Genomic DNA, 24,535 nt, shown 5'->3' on the forward strand with positions numbered 1-24,535 from the left:
GATACTGTCTCCACGCAACCGACGACGAGGGGGTTCAGTGGCGGACGAGCGTGGACGGATCCGGCGGTCGCTGGCGCGCGTGATCACCGACGACAACCTGGATCTGTACGTACTGGGCACCGTCGCCCTGGCGTTCACCGTCCTGGGCGCGACCGGGATCTCGGACGTCAAAACGCTTTCTTCCGTGGTGACGGCGCTGCTGGCCCTGCTCGCCTTCTCCCAGATCCGCTCGCGGCGGCTGACCGAACAGGTCCGGGATTCGAATCGCGGCGGCCCCGCGGCGCTCTTCGAGCCGGAGTTCCCCGCGGATCTCATCTCCCGGCGCGCGGCGGCCTTCGACATCCTGCTCATCGGTCATTCGATGACCAGGACCGTGCAGGGCATGCGCAGCGATATCCGGTCGATCCTGGAAGTGGGCGGACGGATCCGGGTACTCGTCCTGGACCCGACCGACGAAGCGCTCGTCGAAGTCGCAGATCGCCGGATTTCCCCAAGTCTCGGACAAGGACGGCTGCGGCAACGGATCCTCGCGACCTTGGACGAACTGACATCCTTGAAGAGCAGGACGAGCGGCAGGCTGGAGGTCCGGGTGTCGTCGCGGATCTCCTCCGCGGGCTTCAACTGTCTCGACGTCTCCACCAAACGGGGACTGATCTGCGTGCAGCACTACGAATACCGGCCCACCGGTGAAGCCTCGCCGGTGTTCACAGTGGAACCGAAGGACGCGCCCTGGTACCGGCACTTCGCCGACGAGGCCGAGCGGCTGTGGGAGGACGGCACGCCTTGGCCGCTGTCCGCCGCGGACCAGCCCGCAACACCCCGGTGAACAACAACTACGGCAAACTCGAAGAACGGTTGCGCGCGCTGGCCGAGCTGGCCGTGGACGACGTGGAGGCTGCGGGCAAGTGACCCGATAACGGTTCGGAAACGCCGGCCGGACGATCGTAAGTGGGCTGAAGGCTCCCTTCACCGCATCTGATGCGGTGAAGGGAGCCTTCAGCCCACGGTCCTCTTCGACTTGCGGTTCAGGAACGCCGAAGCCCCCACGCCGTGCGCGGCGACGCTCGCCAGCACGGTCACCGACATCACGCTCAGCGCGACGTCGGCCGCCTCGCCGTCGAGCGAGTTGAAGGCCAGCAGCCCGAACACGATCGACGCCGCGCCGCGCGGGGCCAGCAGGCCGATGGTCATCCGGTCCTTCCAGCGGAAATCCGTGCGCAGCAAGGTGAGCAGCACCGGGATCAGCCGGGCGACGGTCAGCGCGACGAGGCTGACGAGCACGATGCCCCACGTGAGCCCGAACGACAGCACCAGCACCGCGGTGCTGCCGAAGACGAACCACATCAGCAGCCCGCACAGCGAACTGACGTCCTCGGCGAGCCCGAGCTCCTCCTCGCCGGGATGCCGGGCGGTCTTGTACGCGATCCCGCAGATGAACGCGGCGACGAACCCGTTGCCGCCGATCGCGACGGCGGCGGTGTAGGTCAGCAGCGGCAGCGCGACGGCCGCGACCCGCGCGGAATGCCGGGTCGACCAGCCGTGTTTGGCCGTCACGTTCATCGCCACCGCCGCCACCGCCCCGATGACGGAGCCCGCCAGCACGGCCAGCAACGCCGCCGGGATCGCGGCCTGCAGCGCCTCGCCGGGCGTGTTCGCCTGGTGATGGCTCCCCGCGAGGGTCAGCGCGAAGATGAAGACCGGCGCGACGACGCCGTCGTTGTAGCCGCTCTCGACGTTCAGCAGATGCCGCACGCGTTCGGGCACCCGGACGTCATGCACCACCGACGTCGCCGGCGCGAAATCCGTCGGGGCGATGATGCAGGCGATCAGCAGGACCGCCGCCCAGCCGAGTCCCGGCAACGTCAGCAGGCCGACGCCCATGACGATCAGGATCGTCAGCGGCAACGCGATCAGCAGCAGCCGCACCGCCGTTTTCGCGTCGTGGCCGAGATAACCGCCCTTGACCGCGGTGGCGTCCACGAACAGCAGCAGCGCGAGGATCAGTTCCGCCGCGTTGAGCGCGATCTCGGTGTTGAGCCCGTTGCCGAGATCGTTGCGGGTGGTGAACCCGATCGCCAGCCCGGCCGCGACCATCGCCATCGGCGCGGTGATCTGCCAGCGTTCCAGCCGTGCCGCGGTCATCGTCCAGGCCAGCACGACGACCGCGCCGACGAGCACGCTCTGGATCATCTACCCCGCCCCTCGTTCCCGGTGGACTCCCCTGCCACCGTGAACGAGCATAGAGGCTGGGTGGAGCGCGGCGGTCCACAAAGGAACGTCGATCACACCACCGCGCCGTTGTCGTCCCGCTGCCGTGTCGGATTCGCCTTCCGGACGGGACGGCCCGCCCCGGGCCACCGCTTGTCGAGCAGGATCGCGACGGGCCCCGCGGTGGCCACTGTGGACACCGTCCCCGCGACGAGACCGAGCAGGAGCGCGAGGGCGAAGTCGGCCAGCGAGCCGTCCCCGAGGACCAGCAACGCCCCGAGGACGAACAGCACCCCGATGCCGGTGTTGATCGTCCGTGGCAACGTCTGCAGCACCGCCGTGCCGACGACGCGCGGGAACGGCTCCTTGCGGCGTTGTCCCCGCACTTCCCGGACCCGGTCGAAGACCACCACCGAGTCGTTGACCGAATAGCCGATCACCGTCAGCAGCGCGGCGAGGAAGACGCCGTCCATCGACTTGCCCAGCCAGGCGAAGATCCCGAGGATGATCAGGACGTCCTGGGCGAGTGCGGCCACCGTGGCCAGACCCAGCCGCCAGTCGAACCGCACCGCCAGGTAGATCAGCTGCGCCAGCACCGCGAGGCCGAGCGCGATCACCGCCTTGGTACGCAGTTCGGCGCCGAGGCTCGGGCCGATCTTCTCGTCGCGGATCTCGGTGGTGTCGCCCGCGACCCCGGCGACGGCGGCCCGGATCCGTTCGGTGGCGTCCTCGTCGATCGGCTCGGTGCGGACCGAGATGTCCTTCTCGCCGGACATCTGCACGACGGCGCGGGGGAATCCGGCGTCGGACACCGCGTCACGGACCCGCTCGACGTCGGCGGGCGCCGAAGTGCTGTATTCGACGACCCGGCCGCCGGTGAACTCGACGCCGAGATTCGGCCCGGCCACGAACAGCCCCGCGATCGCGGCGATCACGACCGCGCCCGCCACCATCAGCCAGCGTTTCGGTTTCCCGAGGAATGCGGGATCGCGGCGGTTCACCCACTGCCGGACCCGGCCTTCGTGGGTGAGCCCGGACAGCCGCGATCTGCGCGCGACCACACCCCGCATCGTGAGGTGCAGCAGCAAACGCGTGAGCACGAGCGAGATGAACAACGCGACGACGACGCCGATCGACAGCGTCACCCCGAAACCGCGCACCGGACCGGACGCCAGCCAGAACAACAGGCCCGCGGCGAGCAGGGTGGTCACGTTCGAATCGACGATCGCCGACAACGCGCCGCTGAACCCGCGGCTGACCGAGCGTGGCAGTGAGCCGCCCCGCTTGACGGAATGTTCCTCTCTCGCCCGTTCGAAGACGAGCACCGTGGCGTCGACGGCCATGCCGATCGCCAGCACGAACCCGGCGAGCCCCGGCAAGGTCAGCGTCGCGCCGACGGCGAGCAGCGCGGCATAGGACACGGCCGCGTACGCCACCAGCGCGCCCACGGCGATCAGCCCGGCCAGGCGGTACACCGCGAGCAGGAACAGCGCGGTCAGCGCCAGTCCGATCACGGCGGCGCGGGCGCTGGCGTCGATGGCGGCGGCACCGAGGGTGGGCCCGACGGTGCGCTGCTCCATGATCTCGACCGGGGTCGGCAGCGCGCCGGCGTTGATCAGCAACGCCAGATCCTTGGCCTCGGCGGGCGAGAACCTCCCGGTGATCTGCGTACTCCCACCGACGATCCCGACGCCGCAGGCGACCTGAGGGCTCACTTGCGGCGACGAAATCACCTTGTCGTCGAGCGCGATCGCCACCCGGCGGGCGGGATCACCCGGCGGCGAGCAGGCGGCCTGGCCGGTCAGACGCTCCCACGCACGACCGGAATCTCCTTTGAAGTCGACCGAAACGAGCCAGCCGCCGCCCTGCGAATCGATCGACGAGCGCGCCTCGTCTACGCCTTCGCCGGTCAGCGCGGCGGGCCCCAGGGCGATCGGCTGCCCGCTCTCGTCGTTGAGGACACGGGAGTCCGCGGCGCCGGAGGCGAGTACGGGATGGAAGGACAGCTGCGCGGTACGGCCGATCACTTCGACGGCCTCGCGCGGATCCCGGACGCCGGGTAGTTCGACGATGATCCGGTTGTCCCCCGAGCGGGCCAGCATCGGCTCGGCGACTCCCAGCGCGTCGACGCGGCGGCGCAGCACCTCGAGTGTCCGGTCGGTGGTCTCCGCGTCGGCGGTGACGGTGGGCGAATCCTTGGTCTCCAGCACGATCTGCGTGCCACCACGCAGATCGAGCCCCAGTCTCGGGGCGGTGGTCAGCAACAGGTACAGGGTCGCGGCGAGGACGACCAGCGAGACGACGGCTCGCCCGGTCATGCCTCGTCGCGCGGTTTCGCGCGGCACGAAGTTCTCCTTGGTGATTTCCCGGTTCGGGCACGCGGATACGCGCCCGTGAGCGTCAGACGGCTACCGGGAAAGGAGGAGCGCGATCGCCCGGCGCGAGGCGGTTCGCCGTGCGCGAGGCGGGAGTGGCTTCGTCGTGGAGTTCGCTGAGGCGGAGCAGCGTCGTCGACGCGGGCCCGTGCGGGACGGTGCCGAAGAGAGGCAGATCACCGTGACCATGCACACCCAGGAGCGCGGGTTCGGCGGCGAGCCTGCCCGCGGCGCGCACCGGCGCGACGGCCTTGGAGACCGAGGAGTCGACCGTCGCGTTCGCCCCGCGCGGCTCGTCCGCCGAAGCGGAACCGCCCGAGTGGAGCGCGAAAAACAGGCCGAGCGCGGTCAGCACGGCGGCGAGCAGCACCGGCACGGCCTGCGCGGCCGTCGTCCTGCTTTCCACCGTCATCGACACACTCCCGGGTTCTCGCCGACACCCTACTGGGATCCGGCCGCCCGCCACAGGCGCGTGATCCCGGCGCGGACGCGGTCCTCCCCCAGTTCCGGCAGCAGGGCGGTCAGATGCTCGGCCGCCAGCGGGGCCAGCAGGGCGTGCGCGGCGTGCTCCGGGTCGGGGGTGCCGTCGAGCAGGATCGCGACATGCCGGTGCCAGAACCGGTACGCCCCGATGCGGTAGCGCGCACCCGGCGCGGCGGTCTCCGACATCCGCACCAGTGGCAGGTGTTCGAGCACATAGCCGACATACGCGTCGGCGAAGGCCACGAGCCTCTCGGCCGGCGGAGCGCCCGGGCCCAGTGGCGGCGGCCCGTGCAGGATTCCTTCCTGGAGCAGGCGTTCGCGCGCGTCCAGCAGCGCGACGGCCAGCCCGGCCTTGTCACCGAAGCGGCGGAAGAGCGTCCCCTTGCCCACCCCCGCGGCCGCCGCGACCTGATCCATCGACACCGCATCCACCCCGTGCTCGGCGAACAGTGCCGCCGCCGCGTCCAGGATCGCGGCCCGGTTGCGGGCGGCGTCGGCACGCTCCTTGGGCGGCGGCGTGCGCAGGAGTTCCAACGACGTTGCAAAAGCGGACTGCGGTCCGTTATGGTCGTGAGGCACATGCGGACTATAGTCCGATTAACTGGAGGTAGCGACATGACCGCACTCATCACCCGTGACGAGCTGAAGGCCGCGATCGACGCGAAGACCGTGACGGTGGTCGACGCGCTGGGTGGCGAGTACTACGCCAAGCAGCATCTGCCCGGCGCCGTTCCCCTCGTGCTCGCCGACGTCGACGCGCACGCCGCGACCGTGCTGCCCGATCGCGGCGCCGCCATCGTCACCTACTGCTCGAACCCCGCCTGCCCCAACAGCGGCCAGGTCGCCGACCGGCTCACCGCGCTGGGCTACACCGACGTCCGCAAGTACCGGGAAGGCATCGAGGACTGGGCCGGCGCGGGCCTGCCGCTCGAGTCTCAGGTCTGAGCAGGGGCGCGTTCCCGCAGGATCGCGACCCCGTCGCCGTCGAGTTCGGCGAGATAGGCCGCCCGTCCGGTCATGGCCATGATCAGCGCCAAGGTCGTGCCCGAGACGAGCGGCCCGGATCCGGCGGCGAAGGGGCCGTCGGTGGCTTGCAGCCGCAACCCGCCGATGCGCCCCTTCGCCGTCACCACCATGTCCGAGCCTCCGTAGTACCCGGCCAGTTCGGTGAGGACGGGGATCGGGTAGTCGCGGCGAAGGCCCAGCGGACGGCGGATGTCCTCGGCGTGCACGATCGCCTCACCCAGCATCGCGATCTTGGGCAACGGCGGTTTCGTCGTGCTGGTGACCACGCGGCGGAAACGCTCCAGCGTCTCGGCGCCGTCATCCCCCATCTGCTCGGCGAGCCGCATGGCGACCTGCTTGTCGAAGTCCCACCGGCAGCGGATCACCCCGGCCATCCACCTCAACGGCGTGAGGCTCGCCCCCGCGGTGACGTGCGCGAGCACCTCGCGCACCGTCAGCCCGGCACACAGCGACGGCGTCTCCCATCGCTCCTCGGTGAGCCCCGCGAGGTCGTCCGCCAGCGCCGCCCGCTCGGCGTGGACCAGCGGCCAAAGCTCGGTCTTCGTTCCTGAATCCGTCATCCGGAACCCTTCCAGTCGTCGTTCGTCGAAGGTGAGACTCCCGACGCGGCCCGGAATCATCGGTACGTTGGAGACGATTTTCCCGAGTGGACGAAAGAAGAGGACTGATGATCCAGCGCTGGAATCCGGAGACCGTCGCGGCGCCGATCGGCCCGTACAGCCATCTGGTCCGCGTGCCCGCCGATCACGAACTCGTGGTCGTGTCCGGTCAGATCGGCGTGCTGCCCGACGGCGAACTCGCCGGACCGGACGCCGAGTCCCAGACCCGCGCGTTGCTCGGCAACCTCGAGCGGCTGCTCGAAGCGTCGGGTGCCGGACCCGAGCACCTGGTCAAGGTGTTCAGCATGCTGTCCGGCACCGAACACCTCGCCGGGTTCCGCACGGCGATGCGCGAGACCTTCACCCGCTGGTACCCGGAAGCGGACTGGCCCGCCCAATCGCTGATCGTCGTGGCGGCCCTTGCCCGGCCCGAGCTCGTCGTCGAGGTCGAAGCCCTGATCGCGGTGCCGCGCGCCGTTTAGGACGGTGATCAGGCGCGTAACTCACGTGATGGAAGGCGTAACTCGCGTGATCAGAGGCGGAACACCGAGTGCGGCCTCCAATCACGCGAGTTACGCGCCTGATCACGCGAGTTACGCCTTCGCGCACGCCGCGTCTGTCCGGTCAGGACTCCCGGCGCCTCCGTCCGGCGAGGAGCAGCAGCGCGCCGATGGCCAGCATCCCGAACGCCAGCACCGTCATCGTCTTCACCGGTGAGCCGGTCACGGCCAGACCGGGCGGACGCGGGGTGGTCGGCGGCTGCGGGTTCGGCTTCTCCGGCGGCTGCGGCGTCGGAGGTGTCGGCGGCACTGTGGTGTCGGTGCCGCAGTCGGGGTTCGCCGAACCCGGCGGGCAGTTGCCGCCGGGCGTGTCCGACGTGATGACGTTGCGGAGGCGGTGGTCACCGGTCGCCGGCTTCCGCACGGTGACTGCGTAGGTGACAGTCGCCTTCTCCCCCGGCTTCAGCTCGCCCTTCCAGGTGAGCTTCGGCGTGGAGTAGGTGACCGTGCCCATGCTCGCCTTCGCGGTGCCGTCGAACGTCGCGTCGTCCAGCACCTGGCTCAGGTCGTCGGTGAACGTCGCGTCGTCCACCACGGCCTGCCCGGTGTTCTCCACCGTGACGGTGTACGTGACGACCTCGCCCGGCTTCGCCTCCGTCTTGTCGACCGTCTTCTTGATCTTCAAGCTGGAAAGCGGTGTCGTCGTACCGCACTTCGGATCCTTGCTGCCCGGCGGGCAGTTGCCGCCCGGGGTGTCGGACGTGATCACGTTGGTGAGCTTGCCGTCGCCGTCGGTCTTGGTGACCTTGACGCTGTACGTCACCGTCGACGTCTGCCCGATCTCCAGGTCGCCGGTCCACGTCAGCTTCGGTTCCTCGTAGGTCACCGAACCGATCGTCGCCGCACCGTCCTTCTGGAACACGGCGTCGTCGAGGACCTCGGTGAGGTCGTCGGTGAACGTCGCACCGGTCAGCTTCGTCTTGCCCGTGTTGCGCACGGTCACCGTGTACTTCACGACGTCACCCGGGTTCGCCGTGGCCTTGTCCGCCTTCTTCTCCAGCGAGATCCCGGGCACCGGGGTGACGGTGGAACACGCCGGGTCGTCGGACTGTGGCGGGCAGGTGCCCGGAGTGTTGGTGCTGACGGTGTTCCGCAGTTCGTGATCCCCCGTCACCGGGTTCTTCACCTTCACCGAATACTTCAGCGTGGTCGTCGCCCCGACCGGGAGATCGCCCACCCACACCAGGTTCGGCGCGGCGAAGGAGAACGTCCCGGCGACCGGGGCCGCCGTGGCGTCGTCGGCATAGTCGGCGTCGTCCAGCACCTCGGACAGGTCGTCCGTGACCCGTGCGGCGTCCTCGCCGACCAGCGGGACCTTGCCGGTGTTGGTGACGGTCACGGTGTAGGTGACGACGTCGCCCGGGTTCGCGGTCTGCTTGTCCGACGTCTTCTTGACCGTCAGTTCGCGGGACGGCACGTCCGCGACACAGTTCGGATCGGTCGAATCCGGCGGGCAGTTGTTGCCCGGCGTGTCCGAGGTGACCACATTGGACAGTTTCTTGTCACCGGGGTTCGGGTTCTTGATCTTGACCGTGTAGGTGATGGTCGAGGTCTGCCCGATGCCCAGCGAGCCGGTCCACGTCAGCTTCGGCGCCGCGTAGGTCACGCCACCGATCGTCGCCGCACCGTCGTTCTGATAGTCGGCGTCGTCCAGGACCTCGGTCATGTCGTCGGTGAAGGTGGCGCCGGCCTGTTCGGTCTGCCCGGTGTTGGTGACGGTGATCGTGTACTTCACCGTGTCACCGGGGTCGACCGACTTCTTGTCGGCGGTCTTCTTGATGAGCAGCCCGGACACCGGCGTCGTCGTGCCGCAGTCCGGATCGGTCGAACCCGGCGGGCAGTTGTTGCCCGGAGTCTCCGAAGTGACCACATTGGACAGTTTCTTGTCGCCGTCGCCAGGGTTCTTCACCTGGACCGAGTAGGTCACCGTGGCGGTGGCACCGATTTCGAGATCGCCGGTCCAGGTCAGCTTCGGCGTCGCATAGGTGACGCCGCCGATGGTCGCCGCGCCGTCGTTGCGGTAAACGGCGTCGTCGAGCACCTGGGTGAGGTCGTCGGTGAAGGTGGCACCGGTCAGCTTCGTCTGGCCGGTGTTCCGCACCGTGACCGTGTACTTCACGACGTCACCGGGGTTCGCAGACTTCTTGTCGACCGTCTTCTTGATCTCCAGGCCAGAAACCGGGGTCTCCGTGCCACAGTCCGGATCGGTCGAGCCCGGCGGGCAGTTCCCGCCCGGCGTCTCCGAGGTCACGACGTTCTTGAGCCGGTTGTCACCGGTGTTCGGGTTCTTCACCTTGACCGTGTAGGTCACCGTAGCGGTCGCACCGACTTCGAGATCGCCCGTCCACGTCAGCTTCGGCGCCGCGTAGGTGACGCCACCGATCGTCGCCGCACCATCGTTCTGGTAGTCGGCATCGTCGAGCACCTGCGTCAGGTCATCGGTGAACGTCGCACCGGCGATCTTCGTCTGACCGGTGTTGGTGACGGTCACCGTGTACTTCACGACATCGCCGGGATTCGCGGACTGCTTGTCGACCGACTTCTCGATCTTCAAGCCGGAAACCGGTGTCGTGGTGCCGCACTTCGGATCCGTCGAGCCCGGCGGGCAGTTGCCACCCGGCGTCTCCGACGTGACCGTGTTGATGAGCTTCTTGTCGCCCGGAGCAGGGTTCTTGACCTTGACCGAGTACGTGACGGTCGACGTGGCGCCGATTTCAAGGTCGCCCGTCCACGTCAGCTTCGGCGCCGCATACGTGACGCCACCGATCGTCGCCGCACCGTCATTCTGGTAGTCGGCATCGTCGAGAACCTGTGTCAGGTCATCGGTGAAGGTGGCACCGGTCAGCTTCGTCTGGCCCGTGTTCCGCACGGTGACCGTGTACTGCACCACGTCGCCGGGATTCGCCGACTGCTTGTCCACGGACTTCTCGATCTGCAAACCGGAAACCGGTGTGGTCGTGCCGCACTTCGGATCCGTCGACCCCGGCGGGCAGTTCCCACCCGGCGTCTCGGACGACACCGCGTTCTTCAGCAGGTTGTCGCCCGTGTTCGGACTCTTCACCTTGACCGAGTACGTCACCGTGGACGTGGCACCGATCTCCAGATCGCCGGTCCACGTCAACTTCGGCGCCGCATACGTGACACCACCGATCGTCGCCGCACCATCATTCTGATAGTCCGCGTCGTCCAACACCTGCGTCAGGTCATCGGTGAACGTCGCACCGGTCAGCTTCGTCTGGCCCGTGTTCTTCACAGTGACCGTGTACTTCACGACATCGCCCGGATTCGCCGACTGCTTGTCGACCGACTTCTCGATCAGCAACCCTGAAACCGGCGTGGTGGTCCCGCACTTCGGATCCGTGGACCCCGGCGGGCAGTTCCCACCCGGCGTCTCCGAAGTGACCACATTGGACAGTTTCTTGTCACCGGTGTTCGGGCTCTTCACCTTCACCGTGTACGTCACCGTGGACGTGGCACCGATCTCCAGATCGCCGGTCCACGTCAACTTCGGCGCCGCATACGTGACACGACCGATCGTCGCCGCACCATCATTCTGATAGTCCGCGTCGTCCAACACCTGCGTCAGGTCATCGGTGAACGTCGCACCGGTCAGCTTCGTCTGCCCGGTGTTCTTCACGGTGACCGTGTACTTCACCACGTCGCCCGGATTCGCCGACTGCTTGTCGACCGACTTCTCGATCAGCAACCCCGACACCGGCGTCGTGGTCCCACACTTCGGATCCGTCGAGCCCGGCGGACAGTTCCCACCCGGCGTCTCCGACGACACCGCATTCCTCAACACGTTGTCGCCCGTGTTGGGATTCTTGACCTTCACCGTGTACGTCACCGTGGACGTGGCACCGACTTCGAGATCGCCCGTCCACGTCAACTTCGGTGCCGCGTACGTGACGCCACCGATCGTCGCCGCACCATCGTTCTGGTAAACGGCGTCGTCGAGCACCTGCGTCAGGTCGTCGGTGAACGTCGCACCGGTCAGCTTCGTCTGCCCGGTGTTCTTCACGGTGACCGTGTACTTCACGACATCGCCCGGATTCGCCGACTGCTTGTCGACCGACTTCTCGATCAACAGCCCCGAGACCGGCGTCGTCGTACCGCACTTCGGATCCGTCGAACCCGGCGGACAGTTCCCACCCGGCGTCTCCGACGTCACCACGTTCTTGAGCCGGTTGTCACCGGTGTTCGGGTTCTTCACCTTGACCGAGTAGGTGAACTCCGCGCTCTGTCCCGCGGCGAGCGTGCCGGTCCAGGTCAGCTTCGGTTCCACGTAGGACACCGAGCCGGGCGACGCGGTGGCGTCGTTCTGATAGACCGCGTCGTCGAGCACCCCGGTCAGATCGTCCACGACCTTGAGGTCCGCCGCGGTCACCTTGCCGGTGTTGGCGACGACGACCTTGTAGCGCACGGTGTCGCCGGGGTCGGCGGACTCCTTGTCCGCGGTCTTCGTCACCGTGTACGACGGCGACGGCACCTTGGTCTTCGCGCACGCGGCCGTGGGATCGTCCGGGCAGCGGTTGTCCGGCGGGACGATCGGCGGCGGTCCGGTCGGCACGTTCGCGCGGTTCACGAGTTCCTTGCCGATGGCGGCTTCCTCGACCTTCACGCGCACGGTCAGCGTGGCGATCTCGCCGACCGCGAGACCGCTCACGGCCCAGTCGATCGGCCCGGTTCCGGACGTGGTGCCCTTCGAGGGAGTGGACGACACGTAGGTCGTTCCCGGCGGCAGCGTGTCGCGCACCGTGAGCGCGGGAACGGGGATCACGCCGGTGTTCCGCAGCGTCACCTGATACGTCAGGGTGTCGCCGGGGATCGCCTCCGCGAGGTCGACGGTCTTCGTCAGCTGATACCCGGGCGAGGCGACCGTGTTCCGCACCGTGTTCGACGTGCGTTCCTGCGGTCGTCCGGTGTCCTCGCCGCGGAAGGTCAGCTTGCCGGTGTTGTCGAGTTTGGTGCCGTCCGGCACGTCGAGTCCGACCTTGACCTTGAACGCGACCTTCTGTGACTGCCCCGGCCTCAGATTCCGGAGGTTGCACGTGACCACCTGCCCGGCCGCCGAACAGTCCGGATTGGACCCGGCCACGAACGTGACGCCGTCGGGCAGGGTGTCGGTGAGCACGACGTTCGTCGCGGTGTCGAGGTCGGTGGTGGAGCCGTCGGCGTGCCGGTTGGCGACGTCGAAGGTGTAGGTGATCTCGCCGCCCTTGGTGACGTAGCCCGGCGGGTTGTCGTCGGTGTTGCCGACCGGGTCGTTGGCCTTGGTGATCTGCAGATCCGGTTCGAGCGCGTCGGTGACGAGCCAGATCGTCTGCGGGTACAGCGCGTCGCCGACGGTGCCGATCTTCACCTGGAGCGCGGTGGTCCCCGCGGGGACCTTGCCGGTGATGTCGATGCTGCGGGCGTCGTACCCGACGTTGTTCACCGGATTGGGAGTCCGCGACGTGACGTTCGTGCCCGAGCCGGTGGCCGTGACCTGGTCGATGCGGCTGCTGAAGGCGTTGTTGGTCGCCACCCCGCCGGGCGCGGGCATGGCGATCGTCTGCAGGCTGGAGGCGTCCGGGCCGACCTGGAGGTAGTCGCCGGTGATGGGCGCGTCGCCGTCGCCCGCGACGATGCCGAGTTCGACGTTGGGCTGACGCGAGGTCGGGGCCTTGATCCCGCTCAGCGCGATGGTCGCCGAACTCGGTGTGCTGCCGCCCGCGACCACCTGCATCCCGTCCCAGACCTGCAGGTACCGCAACGGCTCACTGGGCAGTTCGTAGGCCACCACCAGCGACCAGCCACCCCAGCAGCCGAGGTTCGTCCGGCTGATCGACTGGCCCTGGCAGGCCTGGATGTCGGCGACCGTGTACGACCCGGCACCGGCGTTCGTCACGAGCGACGTGACGTCGGCCGCGCCACCGTAGGCGTACAGCGTCGGGACCCCGCCCGTGGTGGTCGCGGGGAACCAGTCATAGCTTTCGGCGGTGATGCGCTGATACGCGCCGGAGCCCGGGGCCTTGATGGAGACCTGGTTGCCCCGGCTCCCGTCGCCGGAGGTCCCGCTGCTGGCGACCGGGTTGAACTGCCAGTACAGCCGGGCGTTGAGCACCTTGGCGCCGGCGGGGACGTTCAGGTTCGCGGCGGACGCGGTGTTGCCCGGCGCGGCCGGGTCGGTCTTGATCCACGACACCGGGCTCGCGTTGCTCGCGGACTCGTTGCAGACGACGCCGACGCCGCACTGCACGACGGAGTTGGCGGCCATCGTGATGCCGCCGTGCGCCAGCCCGGAGTACACCGGCTCCGGCCCGATCGGCCGTTCGGTGCCCGCTCCGCGCGGCTGGATCTGGGCGTTCGCGGGCAGCGGGGCGCCCATCAGCAGGGCCACGACGACCACCGAGAGCAATGCCACGCCCCGGCGCCACCGATTCCGCCCACGACGTTCCGCCATGCCGCCTCCGCCTCACCCCTCGCTCCCGTCGGCCCAGGTCAGGACGGCGGGGTCAGCGAGCCCGATCGACGGTCATCCTGAGTCGGCAAGATCGTCGTCGGCAAGCGGGAGCAGCGGTGTCCCCTGGATAAAACCCGTTGAGTGGCCCCGAAACCCCCGGACGGGTGATGAAACACCGTCCACAACGGACAAAGGCGAGGGTGGCGTTCCGGCGGGAAATCCGGCATTGTCGAACGCGTGATCGAAATTCCTTATCGCGGCTCCGGCCCTTATTGCTATACCCATTCGCTCGCGATGCTGCTCGGCCCGGAGGCTCCCGGCCCCGACGTGCTCGAAACCGTGACCGGCAGCCCCTTCGGCATGCAGCTGGTCGGCGGGACGCTGCCGTTTTTCGACGCCTTCGGCTGGGATCCCGATCTCGGTATCGGCGAGGCGCTCGACGCCCTCGGCTGGAGCGCGGAAACGACGAGCGAGCCGGATCCGGACGCCGCGTTCGCCCGGCTCGCCGAGAGCCTTTCCGACGGGCCCGTCCTGATCGGACCGGTGGAGATGGGGCACCTGCGCCACCAGCCGGGAATGACCGGCCCGATCGGCGCCGACCATTTCCTGGTCGCGCTCGGCGCGGACGACGAATCCGTCACCGCCCACGACCCGCAGGGATATCCGTACGCGCGGATCCCGCGGAAGGATTTCGCCGCCGCCTGGCTCGCCGAAACCGTCGCCTACGGCAAACCGCACACGATGCGGACGAATTTCGTGCGGCACACCGTCGTCTCGGAAGAAGCCGCGATCGTCGCGGCGCTCCCCCGCGCGATCAGGCGGCTCGGCGGCGAAGAGGACACCGGACTCCCGCCCGGCACGGTGGGCAACGGCGACGCCGCATTCGCGCTCGCCGCCCGGATCGAAGCCGGCTGCGATCCGGAACTGCGCGGGCTGCTCGTCCATTTCGTGGTGCGCCTCGGCGCCCGGCGGACGAACGACGCCGCGACTTGCCTGCGCCTGGTCGGCCACGAAGCCGCGGCCGCCGTCCTCACCACGCAGGCGCGGCTGATCGGTTCCCTGCAGTACGACCTCGTCGTCGAGGACGACGCACGGGCCGCCGCGACCCTCCGGACGCTCGCCCCGACCTACGAAGACTTGCGGCGGGCGCTCACGTCATCCTGAGGATCTCGCGGACGATCACCTCGGGCTCGGTCTTCGGGACGTAGTGCCCGGACCGCTCCGCGATCACGTGCCTGCCGGCGGGCGAAAGGGTCACCCGGTGGACGTGGGACGCGTTCGCGCGCGCCCTCATCCCGCCCCCGAGGCCGCCGGACACGACCGTGAGCGGGATGTCCCCGAGCATCGGCGGATCATGCCGCCAGAGGGCCAGTTCGTCGAGGAAGGTGCGGGCCTGCTCCCGGTGGGTCCGCGTCGTCCCGACGGTGAACGCCTCCCGTTCGAGGTCGCGGCGGACGTCGTCCGGGATGTCCCGCAGCAGACCGCGGAAGACGACCTTGAGCAGGCCCAGCCGCGCGAGCACACCGCTGACCCCGAGCATGAGGCGTTCGCCGGTGCGGAAGGCCCGGCCGAAGAGCACTTCAGCCGCTTCGTCGGTCGGGTCGACCAGCACCAGCCCGGCGATCCGTTCCGGACGGCGGGCGGCGGCCTGCCGCACGATGGGCCCGCCCGCGCTGTGCCCGGCGAGGATGTACGGCCCCGGGCCGAAATGGTCGAGGACGTCGTTGAGGTCGTCGGCCATCCGGTGCAGCGTGCGGCCGCCCGGGTCGGGGGCGCTGCGGCCGAGCCCGGAGCGGTCGTAGGCGATCGCGCGTATGTGGCGGCCGACCTCCGGCTGGACCGCCGCCCAGGACGACCGGGTGGCGGCCGCGCCCGCTTCGAACACGACCGTCGGCCCGGTGAACCCCTCCGGTCCCGGATGCACCATCGCGTGGAGCCGTCTGCCGTCGCGGGTGACGACCCATTCCGGCTCGCCTTGGGTGTGGGTCATCCCGCGGTGATCCTCCAGCCGGTGGCGTCGAGCTGCCACTCCACGACGACATCCTCGAACAACGTCGGCGAGACGAACCGGACGCGCACGAAGCCTTGGAATCCGCGCGCCATCACAACCCCTCCCCCGTGGCCGCCAGATCGGCCACCATCTCGGCGACCGGCCTGCCCGGCGGACACGACCCGATCAACCCGCGGATCGACGCGGTCAGCAGCAGCCGTACGTACTCGGGCCGCGGCACCTGCGGCAACGCGGCGGACGGCTCGGCGAGCCGGTCGTCACGGGACAACCGGTCGCGGACCGCCTGCCGCTCCCGGTCCAGCCCGTCGCCGTCGGCCTCCTCGGCGGCCGCACTGTTCTCCTCGGAGGCGGTCATCGCGATGGTCATCGACGCGACCGCGCCGCTGAGCACGATCGCCGCGCCGGGCTCGTAACCCCGGCGGGCGAGCGCGTCGACCTCGATGTTCAGCAGCCGCTGACCGCCGTCGCCGCGCGGGAACAGCAGTTGCAGATACCCGGCGAGGCCGGGGTGCTCCAGCATGAAGGCCCGCATCTGCAGCGCGAAGGACAGCAGATGCCGTTCGAGGTCGTGACGTGGATCGTCCTGGAGCCGCAGCTCGGCCAGGATGCTCTCCCCGACCAGCCGCTCCAGCCCCCACCGGCTCTCGACGTGGCTGTAGAGGGCGGTCGCGGTCACCCCCAGCCGGACCGCGACCGCCTTGACGCTGAGCCTGCGCATCCCGAGCTCGCGACCGGCCCGCACGATGTCGTCCACCGCGACCATGGCCGGGCGGCCACCGATGTTCGGCATCTCGCCCCCCTGGGAAAGTTATAGGGGGAAACTAAGGGTGGGCTTACCTTCGTGTCAAGGTGCAGCGTTTCCGGTGGCCGGAAGCTGCCAAGGGCCTGCCCGCCTGCCTCGCTGGGCGGCGCGGCGCGTTGCGAAAGCCACTTTCGCAACGTTGAAGGTTGCGAAAGTGGCTTTCGCAACGCGCCCACCCCTGCGAACGAACACCGGCGGGACCGCCGAAGCGGCCCCGCCGGTGTTTCCCTCCCCGCCCCTGCCGGCGAGTCTCAGTGACTTCAGAACGTGACGGTGAACCCGTCGATGCTGCCGGTGTCGAACCGGTAGACGTCCTGGGCGCTCAGCTTCCAGGTGCCGTTGGCCGTTTCGGCGGAGGCGTCGACGGTGAAGGTCTGGTGCACCCCCTCGGCCGAGCCGACACCGCCCGAATCCTTCAGGCGGTAGGCCTTGCCGCTCGGCCCGATCAGGTCGAGCACGAGGTCGGCGCTGTAGGTGTGCGAAACGTCCACCTTGACCGACAAGGACGCGGAAGCCTTGCCGTCACAGCCCTCCTGGGTCACGGAACTGGTCACGGCCGCCCCGGCGTCCGGAATGGACACCGGCGTGGTGTTCGACTTCGCCCCGCAGTTCGGGCCGGGGCCGCCGCTGCCGATGAACGACACGTTCAGCAGCTTGTTCGGCGAACCGCTGCCCGCGTTCTTGATGACACCCGCGGTCGCGCCGTTCACCAGCGCGTCCCGCACCTGCTGCGGAGTGGCGCCGGGGTTGGCCGAGAGATAGAGCGCGGCCGCGCCGACGACGTGCGGCGTCGCCATCGAAGTCCCGCTCATCCCCGCGGAGCCGCCGCTGCTCGGGCTCAGCGACGTGATGTTCGTGCCGGGCGCGAAGATGTCGGTGCAGCTTCCGTAGTTGGAGAACGAGGACCGGTTGTCGGCGGAGTCCGAGGCGTTGACCGTGATCGCCTCGGGCACCCTGGCCGGGCTCGTGTTGCACGCGTCGGTGGAGGCGTTGCCCGCCGCCACCCCGTACACGACGCCCGACGCGATCGACCGCTTCACCGCGTCGTCCCCGACCCCGGGGGCGTCCATCGTCAGGCTCATGTTCGCCACGGCGGGCTTCTTCGCGTTGGCCGTCACCCAGTCGACGGCGTCGATGATGCCCGAGTCCGGCCCGGAGTTGTTGCACCCCAGCACCTTCAGCCCGACGATCTTGACCTTCTTCGCGACGCCGTAGGTCTTGCTGCCGATCGTGCCCGCGGTGTGGCTGCCGTGCCCGTGGCAGTCGGAGCCGTCCCCGCCCATGAAGTCCTTGCCGAGGCTCGCGCGGCCCTCATATTCCGGGTTCGACGGGTTGATGCCGCTGTCGAGGTCGTACGCGGTGACGCCCGCGCCGTCGTTCGGATAGGTGTAGGCCTTGTCGAGTGGAAGGCTCTTCTGGTCGACCCGGTCCAGCCCCCAGGTCGGGTTCTGCTGGGTGCCGGTACCGCGCGCGGTGCCGTCTTCGTACACCGCCTTGACCGACGGATCCGCGGCCAGTTTGCGCGCCTCGGCCGCGGTCATGCTCTTGGCCGAGAACCCGCGGAGAGCCGCCGTCCACACCGAACGGACCTCGCCGCCGTAGCGCTTGGCCAGTTCGGCGGACGCCGTCTGTCCGGCCGCCGCGACGTCGTGGAGGACGACGATGTACTGGTCGCCGTAGTGCTCCTTGGCGGGGATCACCGTGCCTTCGGCTTCGGCGGCGACGGCCGATCCGGCGCCGAGCGCGAGCAGCGGGCTCAGCAGACCGAGCGCCAGCAGCGTTTTCGTCTTGTCACGCATGGGAAGTCACCTCTGTTTCGGCGAAGGTCACTGGACGGTGAGGGTGTACGTGGTGGTCGCGGTCTTGCCGCCGCCGTCCTTGGCGGTCACCGTGACCGGATACGTGCCCGGCTGGAACGGCGCGAAGACCTGCATGGTCGAACTGCCACCACTGGAAACGGTCTGCGGTGAGAAGAACGGGTTGACCGGCAGCCCGGAACCACTGGCGGACAACGTGATCGAACCCGTGCCGCCGGTCGCGGTGACGGTGGCGCTCACGAGTGAACCCGCGCGGCCGGTTCCGGACGACGGGTTCACCGTCACCTTCAGGTCGCCGACGGGAGGTTCGCCCGCGCCGACCGTGAGCGAGAGCCCCGCGGTGGCCGTATCGGTGGTCCCCTTCCCGGAAATCGTGACCTGGTAGGCCTTTTCCGGGGTCCCGGCGGCGGTCTCGATGGTCAGCTTGGCGACCTCGCCCGCCTTGATCGTGGCGGGCTGGAACGTGGCCTTGGCCCCTTCGGGCAATCCGGACGCGGAGAGCGTGATGCTCTCGGCGCCGTTCTTGCCCGGTTTGCTCGTGACACTCGCCGACACGTACTTGCCCGGCGACACCTTCACCGACGAGGGCGAAGCCGCGAGCGTGAAGACGTCACCCGGCTGCTCGCCGCCGATCTGCTGGGCGACCCAGTCCCCCATGTCGTTGTTGAGCCTGCTGTAGACGCTGTACCAGCGGAAATCGCTGCGGCTCCAGGAGGTGACGCCGACGACCTTGCCGTTGACGACGAACGGTCCGCCGCTGTCGCCCGGCAGGACGGTCTTGCGGCCGTCGGAGTAGCCGGCGCAGATCATCGTCTTCGGGTCGACGCCGTTCTCCACGCCGGTGCACTGGCTCGCGTTCACGATCGGCAGGGTCAGCTTGTGCAGCGTGACGTCCTGCGTGGTGTCGTTGATGTCCTTCTTGCCGTAACCGAGGCTGAACCCGTCCTTGCCGGGCGCCTCCAGTCCGGTGTCGGCGGAGGTGGCGACCTTCGCGTAGCCGCCGGGCGGCACCGGGATGTCACCGTCGACGGTGATCACCGCGACGTCGTAGCCGTACCAGGGCTGGGTGAACTTGGGGTGGACCTTGTAGTCGACGGCCTTCAGCTGCGTGCCGCCCGCGCTCTTCAGATCGTCGAGTCCATAAAGGACACTCTTCTCGCCGGCCAGCTCCTTGCAGTGAGCCGCGACCAGGACCTTCCGCGGGGCGATGACGGAGCCGGAGCAGCTCTGCCCCCTCGGCCTCGAACCGCCTTCCCGCAGGGCGGCGATGGCATACGGGTAGTCCTTGACCGACGCGGGCGAGCCGCCGATGCTCTGGCCGTGGACGCCACCGGTCGGCAAGGGCGCGGCGTCGGTCGGGGAGATGGCGCGAAGGGGGTCGGCCGGTTCCGCGCCGGCGAGACCCGCCGCCGGTGCCAGCGCGGCCATGGTCAGGGCGACCACGCCGAAGATCCGTTTTCTGCTCACGGTGCTTCCTTTCCGGGAAATCGCGACTGCCCGACAACTGTCGATCGACGGCGGAAGCGGAACAATAGTGGACTACGGGGCTCGCTCCACTATTTAAAGAAACCACCGCTGACCTGCGGTTTCTCTCGTCGTACCCAGCGAATCGACGAATACGTGCCCTTAGGGAATGTCGCTGAGCAGATCAGCGGTCAGGACGGTGCGCGAGGGCAATCCCAATTTGCGCAGCGCTCGCCCGACGTGGATCTCGACCGTCCTCGGCGAGAGGAACAGCCGCTCCCCGATCTCCCGGTTCGTCAGGTTCTGGGCGGCGAGCCGGGCGACTTCGAGTTCCCTCGGGGACAACGCTTCGCCGTAGCCCTTGCGGCCGCGCCGGGGCATCTCCGGATCGCAGCGGCGCAACGAACGACGGCAGCGGAGCGCGTCCACGGCGGCGCCGAGACGCGCGTACGTCGTCTCCGCGGTGGTGAAGGAAGCGACGGCACGCTCCCGCACCCCGGCTTCGGAGAAGCACCCGGCGGCGAGTTCGTCGGCATAGGCCGCGAAATACGGGAGCGGCAGTGCACTGTAGGCCTGCGCGGCGCCCACCAGCAGTTCACCGGCGGCCAGTGTCTCGCCACGCGCCTGTGTGAGCATGCCCCGGCACAACAACGCCGACGCGTTGGCGACCGGGGCGTCCTTCCCGTCGATACCCTGCCGGAACTCCGCGAGCAGCTCCCGCGCCTCGACGTGCTGTCCCAGCCCGAGCATGGTGCGCACGGCGAACGGCATCAGCTCGGCCGCCCAGACCCAGTTGTTCTTGCGGCGCACGGTTTCCAGGCCGAATTCGGCCAGGCGCCGGGCGGCCTGCAGATCCTTGCCCGCCTGATGGACGGCCACCCGGCCCGCGTACGCCGATGCCTGCACCGGGACACTGCCCGCGGACAGCGCGAACGCGGCGTCGAAACTGCGCAGGGCCGCCGTCGGCCGGTGCTGTCCGTACTCGTACCAGCCGAGCACCAGCAACGGCTCGGCCGCCAGCGAACCGTCCTTGTCGACCCGCGTCAGCATCGCGCGCGACTTCTCCGCGACGCTCGCCCACTCCCCCATCGCGAGGTCCAACCGCAGCTCCGTACCGTCGGCGAGCGCGTCGAGATAGGGCTGGTGGTCGTCACGGATCAGCCGCCGCGCGGTCGCGAGGTAGGCCCGCGCCACCGGGTAGTGCCCGTTCCACGCCACCGCGTCGGCCAGGTTGATGTAGGTGCGGGCGACCTGACGGCAGACCTCGGCCGACTCCGGCGCCCGCGGCAGGTCGGCGATCTCGTGCCAGGCCTCCGGATCGGCGATCTGCATCCGCGCCGAAAGCCGGTTGGCGGTGATCGCGGCGAGCAGCCCGGCGTCGTGCTCCCCCTTGCTCGCCTGCTCGGCCTCGTCGAGCCAGCGGAAGTTCTCCTCGACCGGGACCGTCCCGATATGCGGCAGCGCCAAGGTGACCAGCCCCCTGGCGAGCAGCGCCTGCCGCCTGCCGAGGTCGGCCGCGCCCAGTTCGATTTCGAGCCTGCCCGCTTCGACCTTGCCCACCTGGTTGATCAGCACCTGTCCGAGGTGGACCCGGATCTCGCCGCGCGCGGCCTTGCTCAGCGGCCATTCGCGCAGGATCTCCCGCAGCAGCCGGACCGTTCCGGCGTGCGCGATACTGCGCGGCAGTTCCCTGCCGAGCCGGACGGCGAACGATTCGCGCGCGGTGCGCGGCAGATCCGCGTCCCGCAGGGCCGCTTCGAGCAGACGGCTCGCTTCCTCGGTCCGGCCGTCTTCGATGGCGTTGTCGACCGCGACCCCGGTCCACTGTGTCCACGCGGCGATGTCACCCGCCAGCCGCGCGTGACGGGCGATGAGCGACGCGAAGGGTTCGGCGCTCGCGGCGAGCCGGGCCGCGGCGCGTCCGTGCATCGCGCACCGCTGAGGCCCGGGAAGCAAGGCGTAGACCGCTTCGGCGATCAGCGGGCTCCCCGAGACATAGCGGCCGCGGCCGAGATCCCGCAGCAGTCCCGCTTCCACGGCTTCGGTGATCGCGCCGTCGATCCCCGCGGACGCCGCGACCGCGCCCAGATCCGGCTCACCGGCGGGCGATCCCAGCACCGCGGCCGCGCGGACGACGTCCCTGGCGGCGGATCCGATCGCCTCCATCAGCCCGGAAACCCGGCTGCGCACGATCGGCGGCACCGTCGCCGACGCCAGTCTGTCCGCCGAAAGCGCTTCGGCCGTGTCGCCGACGCTCTGGACCAGCGCCGTCAGATCGACGGCGATCCCGGACGTCCGCCGGTGCGCCGCTTCGGCGAAATCCGGCGCGCAGCGGCCGAAGGAGGCGTCCAGCAACGTCCGCACCTGGACGTCGGTGAACGCCGTGAGCGAGAGATGCGCGGCGGTCTCGCGCAGTGGCGGGAATCGTCGCGGCCCGCAGATCGCCGCGCTGACCACCACGCTCAGCGCCGCCGCCGGGGAAGCCGCGAGCCCGCGCAGGAATTCCCACGTGTCGTCGTCCGCGCAGTGGACGTCGTCGAGCACCAGCACCGCCGGACCGCAGCCCGTCAACACCTCCCGCACGGCTCGGAACTCCTGCTGCCGGACGGTCTCCGCGTCCGCGTTCTCCGGGAACGGCGGCAGCCACGGCGACCATTCCGGGACGAGCCGCCGCAGGACACCGGTCACCGGGGAGAAGCCCGCCGCGTGGGCGGCGGCCACGGCGCTCTTCTCCAGCAGCGCGTCGACCAACGGCGCCAGACGGCAAGGCCGCGAGAAAGAACCGCACCGGGCGGACCACACCACGCGCGAGGCGAGCGCGGGATGGGCGGCCAGTTCTTCGAGCAGCCGGCTCCGGCCCACCCCCGGTTCGCCCTCGACGACGGCGACCGACGGCGGGCGCGAGGCGACGCGCACCAGTTCGGCCAATTCGGTGTCGCGGGCCACGAACACCGGTGCCGTACCGATCGTCGGCATGCTCGGGACCATACCGAGCGGACACCCGCCGAAAGGCGGGAACACGAACAGTGACCACGAGCCGCGCGCTTTCCGCTGGTCCACACCACCAGAGTCACGACTTCACCGCACTGTTAACTCGATCGGGCGACGACGACCTGCGGTGACACCGACTCCCGCATCGGCAATACGGACCCTTAGGTATTGCCGCGAACCTTGCCATGAGACCACCGGAGGGTGAATCTCAGACTGTTCGCAGTGCCCCTCTGTCACTTCATCACAGCGCACCTCCCCTGCATGCGCCGGTCCACCACCCATTCGGGTAGCCGAAGTCCCCACCTGTCCCTTTACGGGTGGCCGCCGCGCTTGCTTCGCGTTCGACCATCCAGTTAGGAGTGTTCCGACGGTGAAGACCTCGTTCAGGCGCGGGCTGGCCACGGCCTGCGCCGGTGTCGCCGCGCTGGTCGCCCTGCAGGCGCCCGCCGCCGCGGCACCCGCCATCACGGCGGCCACCACGATCCCGATCAACATGCAGGCACAGGAGAAGAGCAACTGGTGCTGGGACGCCAGCGGCAACACGATCGCCGCCTGGTGGGGCCACTCGCTCACCCAGACGAAGTTCTGCCAGATCGCGCACAACGAGTCCGGTACGGACTGCGCGAACAACCAGGGTTACCTGAGCGATCAGCAGCGCGTGTTCCGCTGGCTCGGGTTCAGCAACGTCGGCACCTACAGCTCCTCGGGCCAGACGCTGACCTTCGCCTCCATCAAGAGCCAGGTCGACGCGCGGCAGCCGATCGGCACCCGGATCGGCTGGCGCAACGGCGGCGGTCACATGCACGTGCTCTACGGCTACGACAACACCAACGGCGCCACGACGGTGTATTACGGCGACCCGTGGGGTTCCAGCCCCCGCTACAACCAGATGAGCTACAGCGCCTACCGGTCCAACAACTCGTTCACCTGGACCCACACCGTCTACGGGATCAAGGACTGAAACCATGAAGCGAACCTTCCTCGGCGCCACGATCCTCGCCCTCGGCCTGTCGCTGGCGCTCGGCGGCCAGTCCTCCGCGGCCGACGCCCCCAGCGGCGCGCCCACCGCCGCCGACCTCGCCGCGGTGTCCACAGTGGTCACCAGTGACGCGACCACCCAGCGGCTCGCCAAGGCGCAGTTCCCCGGCGCGGCCAAGGCGGACACGGCCCTCGCGGCCAAGACCGCCAAGGCCGATCCGCGCACACCGGTGGCGGTCTACCAGCCGACCGCCGCCTTCATCGCCGGCACCTCCACCGTCCCGGCCGAACTCGCCTATGTCGCCACCCCGGCGACGCTGGGCAACGGCGACGCCGCGACCGTGTGGTCGCAGCGCGAGGGCTCGGGCTGGTCGGTCTACAACGTCGCCTCGGGTGACGTCGAGAAGCGCCTCGCGGCGCAGGTCGGCAAGGGCTACCTCCTGAGCGAACCTCAGGCGGGCGCCTGGTACGCCGTCGACGGGGACACCGTGACCGTCCTCGACGGCTCGTCGGTGGCGAAGACCGGCGAGAAGATGTCGCTCGCCGCCTACCGCGAAGCTCTGCAGAGCCGCTACGGCGACAAGCTGCCCGGCTCGGCCTACGACCGCACCGGTGCCGCCGGCGGTTACGGTGCCGCCCCGGTGGGCGACACCGACGTGCCGTGGTGGCCCTACGCGCTCGGCGCGGTCTTCCTCGCCGCCGCGGGCGCGGCCGTCACGCTGCGGCTCCGCAAGCAGTAGGTGCCAAGGGTGCCGGGACCGCGCGGGGTCCCGGCA

Annotated in this window: 18 protein-coding genes; 7 read left to right on the forward strand and 11 right to left on the reverse strand. The window is 69.3% G+C overall.

Annotation, left to right across the window (positions count from 1 at the left end; genetic code table 11):
- Nucleotides 1-37: 37 nt before the first annotated feature.
- Together AORI_RS65450 and AORI_RS84610 are read left to right on the forward strand one after the other, a co-directional pair.
- Nucleotides 38-826, forward strand: a complete 789-nt coding sequence (locus AORI_RS65450; RefSeq protein WP_016335226.1) for a hypothetical protein — start codon at nucleotides 38-40, stop codon at nucleotides 824-826.
- On the forward strand, nucleotides 784-909 hold the full coding sequence (locus AORI_RS84610) for a hypothetical protein (protein ID WP_267283960.1): 126 nt from the start codon (nucleotides 784-786) through the stop codon (nucleotides 907-909). The genes AORI_RS65450 and AORI_RS84610 overlap by 43 nt, the downstream gene beginning before the upstream one ends.
- A gap of 87 nt (nucleotides 910-996) precedes the next feature.
- Here AORI_RS84610 and AORI_RS65455 read toward each other — a convergent pair whose 3' ends face one another.
- The 4 genes from AORI_RS65455 to AORI_RS65470 form a co-directional block, all read right to left on the reverse strand.
- Nucleotides 997-2,190 (reverse strand): cation:proton antiporter, encoded by a 1,194-nt coding sequence (locus AORI_RS65455; RefSeq protein ID WP_016335227.1) that lies wholly within the window; start codon nucleotides 2,188-2,190, stop codon nucleotides 997-999.
- 92 nt (nucleotides 2,191-2,282) lie between these two features.
- The gene (gene secD / locus AORI_RS65460; protein WP_016335228.1) at nucleotides 2,283-4,553 is read right to left on the reverse strand and encodes a protein translocase subunit SecD; all 2,271 of its coding nucleotides are present in this window, start codon (nucleotides 4,551-4,553) and stop codon (nucleotides 2,283-2,285) included.
- A gap of 55 nt (nucleotides 4,554-4,608) precedes the next feature.
- The gene (locus AORI_RS65465) at nucleotides 4,609-4,995 is read right to left on the reverse strand and encodes a hypothetical protein (RefSeq protein ID WP_228688174.1); all 387 of its coding nucleotides are present in this window, start codon (nucleotides 4,993-4,995) and stop codon (nucleotides 4,609-4,611) included.
- 29 nt (nucleotides 4,996-5,024) lie between these two features.
- Nucleotides 5,025-5,600: a TetR/AcrR family transcriptional regulator gene (locus tag AORI_RS65470; RefSeq protein ID WP_016335230.1), complete on the reverse strand. Its 576-nt coding sequence runs from the start codon at nucleotides 5,598-5,600 to the stop codon at nucleotides 5,025-5,027.
- Nucleotides 5,601-5,681: 81 nt separating this feature from the next.
- On the opposite strand from AORI_RS65470, the gene AORI_RS65475 reads away from it, so the two are divergent.
- Nucleotides 5,682-6,011, forward strand: a complete 330-nt coding sequence (locus tag AORI_RS65475; RefSeq protein WP_016335231.1) for a rhodanese-like domain-containing protein — start codon at nucleotides 5,682-5,684, stop codon at nucleotides 6,009-6,011.
- On the opposite strand, the gene AORI_RS65480 is transcribed toward AORI_RS65475, so the two are convergent.
- Nucleotides 6,002-6,652: a maleylpyruvate isomerase family mycothiol-dependent enzyme gene (locus AORI_RS65480; RefSeq protein ID WP_043848957.1), complete on the reverse strand. Its 651-nt coding sequence runs from the start codon at nucleotides 6,650-6,652 to the stop codon at nucleotides 6,002-6,004. The two genes, AORI_RS65475 and AORI_RS65480, sit on opposite strands and share 10 nt — an antisense overlap.
- Nucleotides 6,653-6,759: 107 nt before the next feature.
- Between AORI_RS65480 and AORI_RS65485 the strand changes: the two genes are divergently transcribed.
- Nucleotides 6,760-7,173: a RidA family protein gene (locus AORI_RS65485; protein WP_016335233.1), complete on the forward strand. Its 414-nt coding sequence runs from the start codon at nucleotides 6,760-6,762 to the stop codon at nucleotides 7,171-7,173.
- 142 nt (nucleotides 7,174-7,315) lie between these two features.
- On the opposite strand, the gene AORI_RS65490 is transcribed toward AORI_RS65485, so the two are convergent.
- Complete coding sequence (locus AORI_RS65490) at nucleotides 7,316-13,696, reverse strand: DUF7927 domain-containing protein (RefSeq protein WP_046199824.1); 6,381 nt, start codon at nucleotides 13,694-13,696, stop codon at nucleotides 7,316-7,318.
- Nucleotides 13,697-13,933: 237 nt separating this feature from the next.
- On the opposite strand from AORI_RS65490, the gene AORI_RS65495 reads away from it, so the two are divergent.
- The gene (locus tag AORI_RS65495) at nucleotides 13,934-14,860 is read left to right on the forward strand and encodes a hypothetical protein (RefSeq protein WP_043848203.1); all 927 of its coding nucleotides are present in this window, start codon (nucleotides 13,934-13,936) and stop codon (nucleotides 14,858-14,860) included.
- On the opposite strand, the gene AORI_RS65500 is transcribed toward AORI_RS65495, so the two are convergent.
- The 5 genes from AORI_RS65500 to AORI_RS65520 all read right to left on the reverse strand — a co-directional run bounded on the left by AORI_RS65500 (nucleotide 14,847) and on the right by AORI_RS65520 (nucleotide 22,766).
- Nucleotides 14,847-15,686 (reverse strand): alpha/beta fold hydrolase, encoded by an 840-nt coding sequence (locus tag AORI_RS65500; RefSeq protein ID WP_016335236.1) that lies wholly within the window; start codon nucleotides 15,684-15,686, stop codon nucleotides 14,847-14,849. The two genes, AORI_RS65495 and AORI_RS65500, sit on opposite strands and share 14 nt — an antisense overlap.
- Nucleotides 15,687-15,798: 112 nt before the next feature.
- Complete coding sequence (locus tag AORI_RS65505) at nucleotides 15,799-16,497, reverse strand: TetR/AcrR family transcriptional regulator (RefSeq protein WP_016335237.1); 699 nt, start codon at nucleotides 16,495-16,497, stop codon at nucleotides 15,799-15,801.
- A 272-nt stretch (nucleotides 16,498-16,769) separates the two neighbouring features.
- Nucleotides 16,770-18,308 (reverse strand): S8 family serine peptidase, encoded by a 1,539-nt coding sequence (locus AORI_RS65510; protein ID WP_016335238.1) that lies wholly within the window; start codon nucleotides 18,306-18,308, stop codon nucleotides 16,770-16,772.
- Between the two features lie 27 nt (nucleotides 18,309-18,335).
- Nucleotides 18,336-19,793 carry a S1 family serine peptidase gene (locus tag AORI_RS65515; RefSeq protein WP_016335239.1) on the reverse strand — a complete coding sequence of 486 codons (1,458 nt, stop codon included), beginning with the start codon at nucleotides 19,791-19,793 and terminating at the stop codon, nucleotides 18,336-18,338.
- A gap of 159 nt (nucleotides 19,794-19,952) precedes the next feature.
- Complete coding sequence (locus AORI_RS65520) at nucleotides 19,953-22,766, reverse strand: AAA family ATPase (RefSeq protein WP_228688175.1); 2,814 nt, start codon at nucleotides 22,764-22,766, stop codon at nucleotides 19,953-19,955.
- Nucleotides 22,767-23,151: 385 nt separating this feature from the next.
- Between AORI_RS65520 and AORI_RS65525 the strand changes: the two genes are divergently transcribed.
- Nucleotides 23,152-23,742, forward strand: a complete 591-nt coding sequence (locus AORI_RS65525) for a papain-like cysteine protease family protein (RefSeq protein WP_016335241.1) — start codon at nucleotides 23,152-23,154, stop codon at nucleotides 23,740-23,742.
- A 4-nt stretch (nucleotides 23,743-23,746) separates the two neighbouring features.
- Nucleotides 23,747-24,499: a hypothetical protein gene (locus AORI_RS65530; RefSeq protein ID WP_016335242.1), complete on the forward strand. Its 753-nt coding sequence runs from the start codon at nucleotides 23,747-23,749 to the stop codon at nucleotides 24,497-24,499.
- Nucleotides 24,500-24,535: the final 36 nt, after the last annotated feature.

The sequence above is a fragment of the Amycolatopsis keratiniphila genome (assembly GCF_000400635.2).
GTDB classification, from domain to species: Bacteria; Actinomycetota; Actinomycetes; order Mycobacteriales; family Pseudonocardiaceae; genus Amycolatopsis; species Amycolatopsis keratiniphila.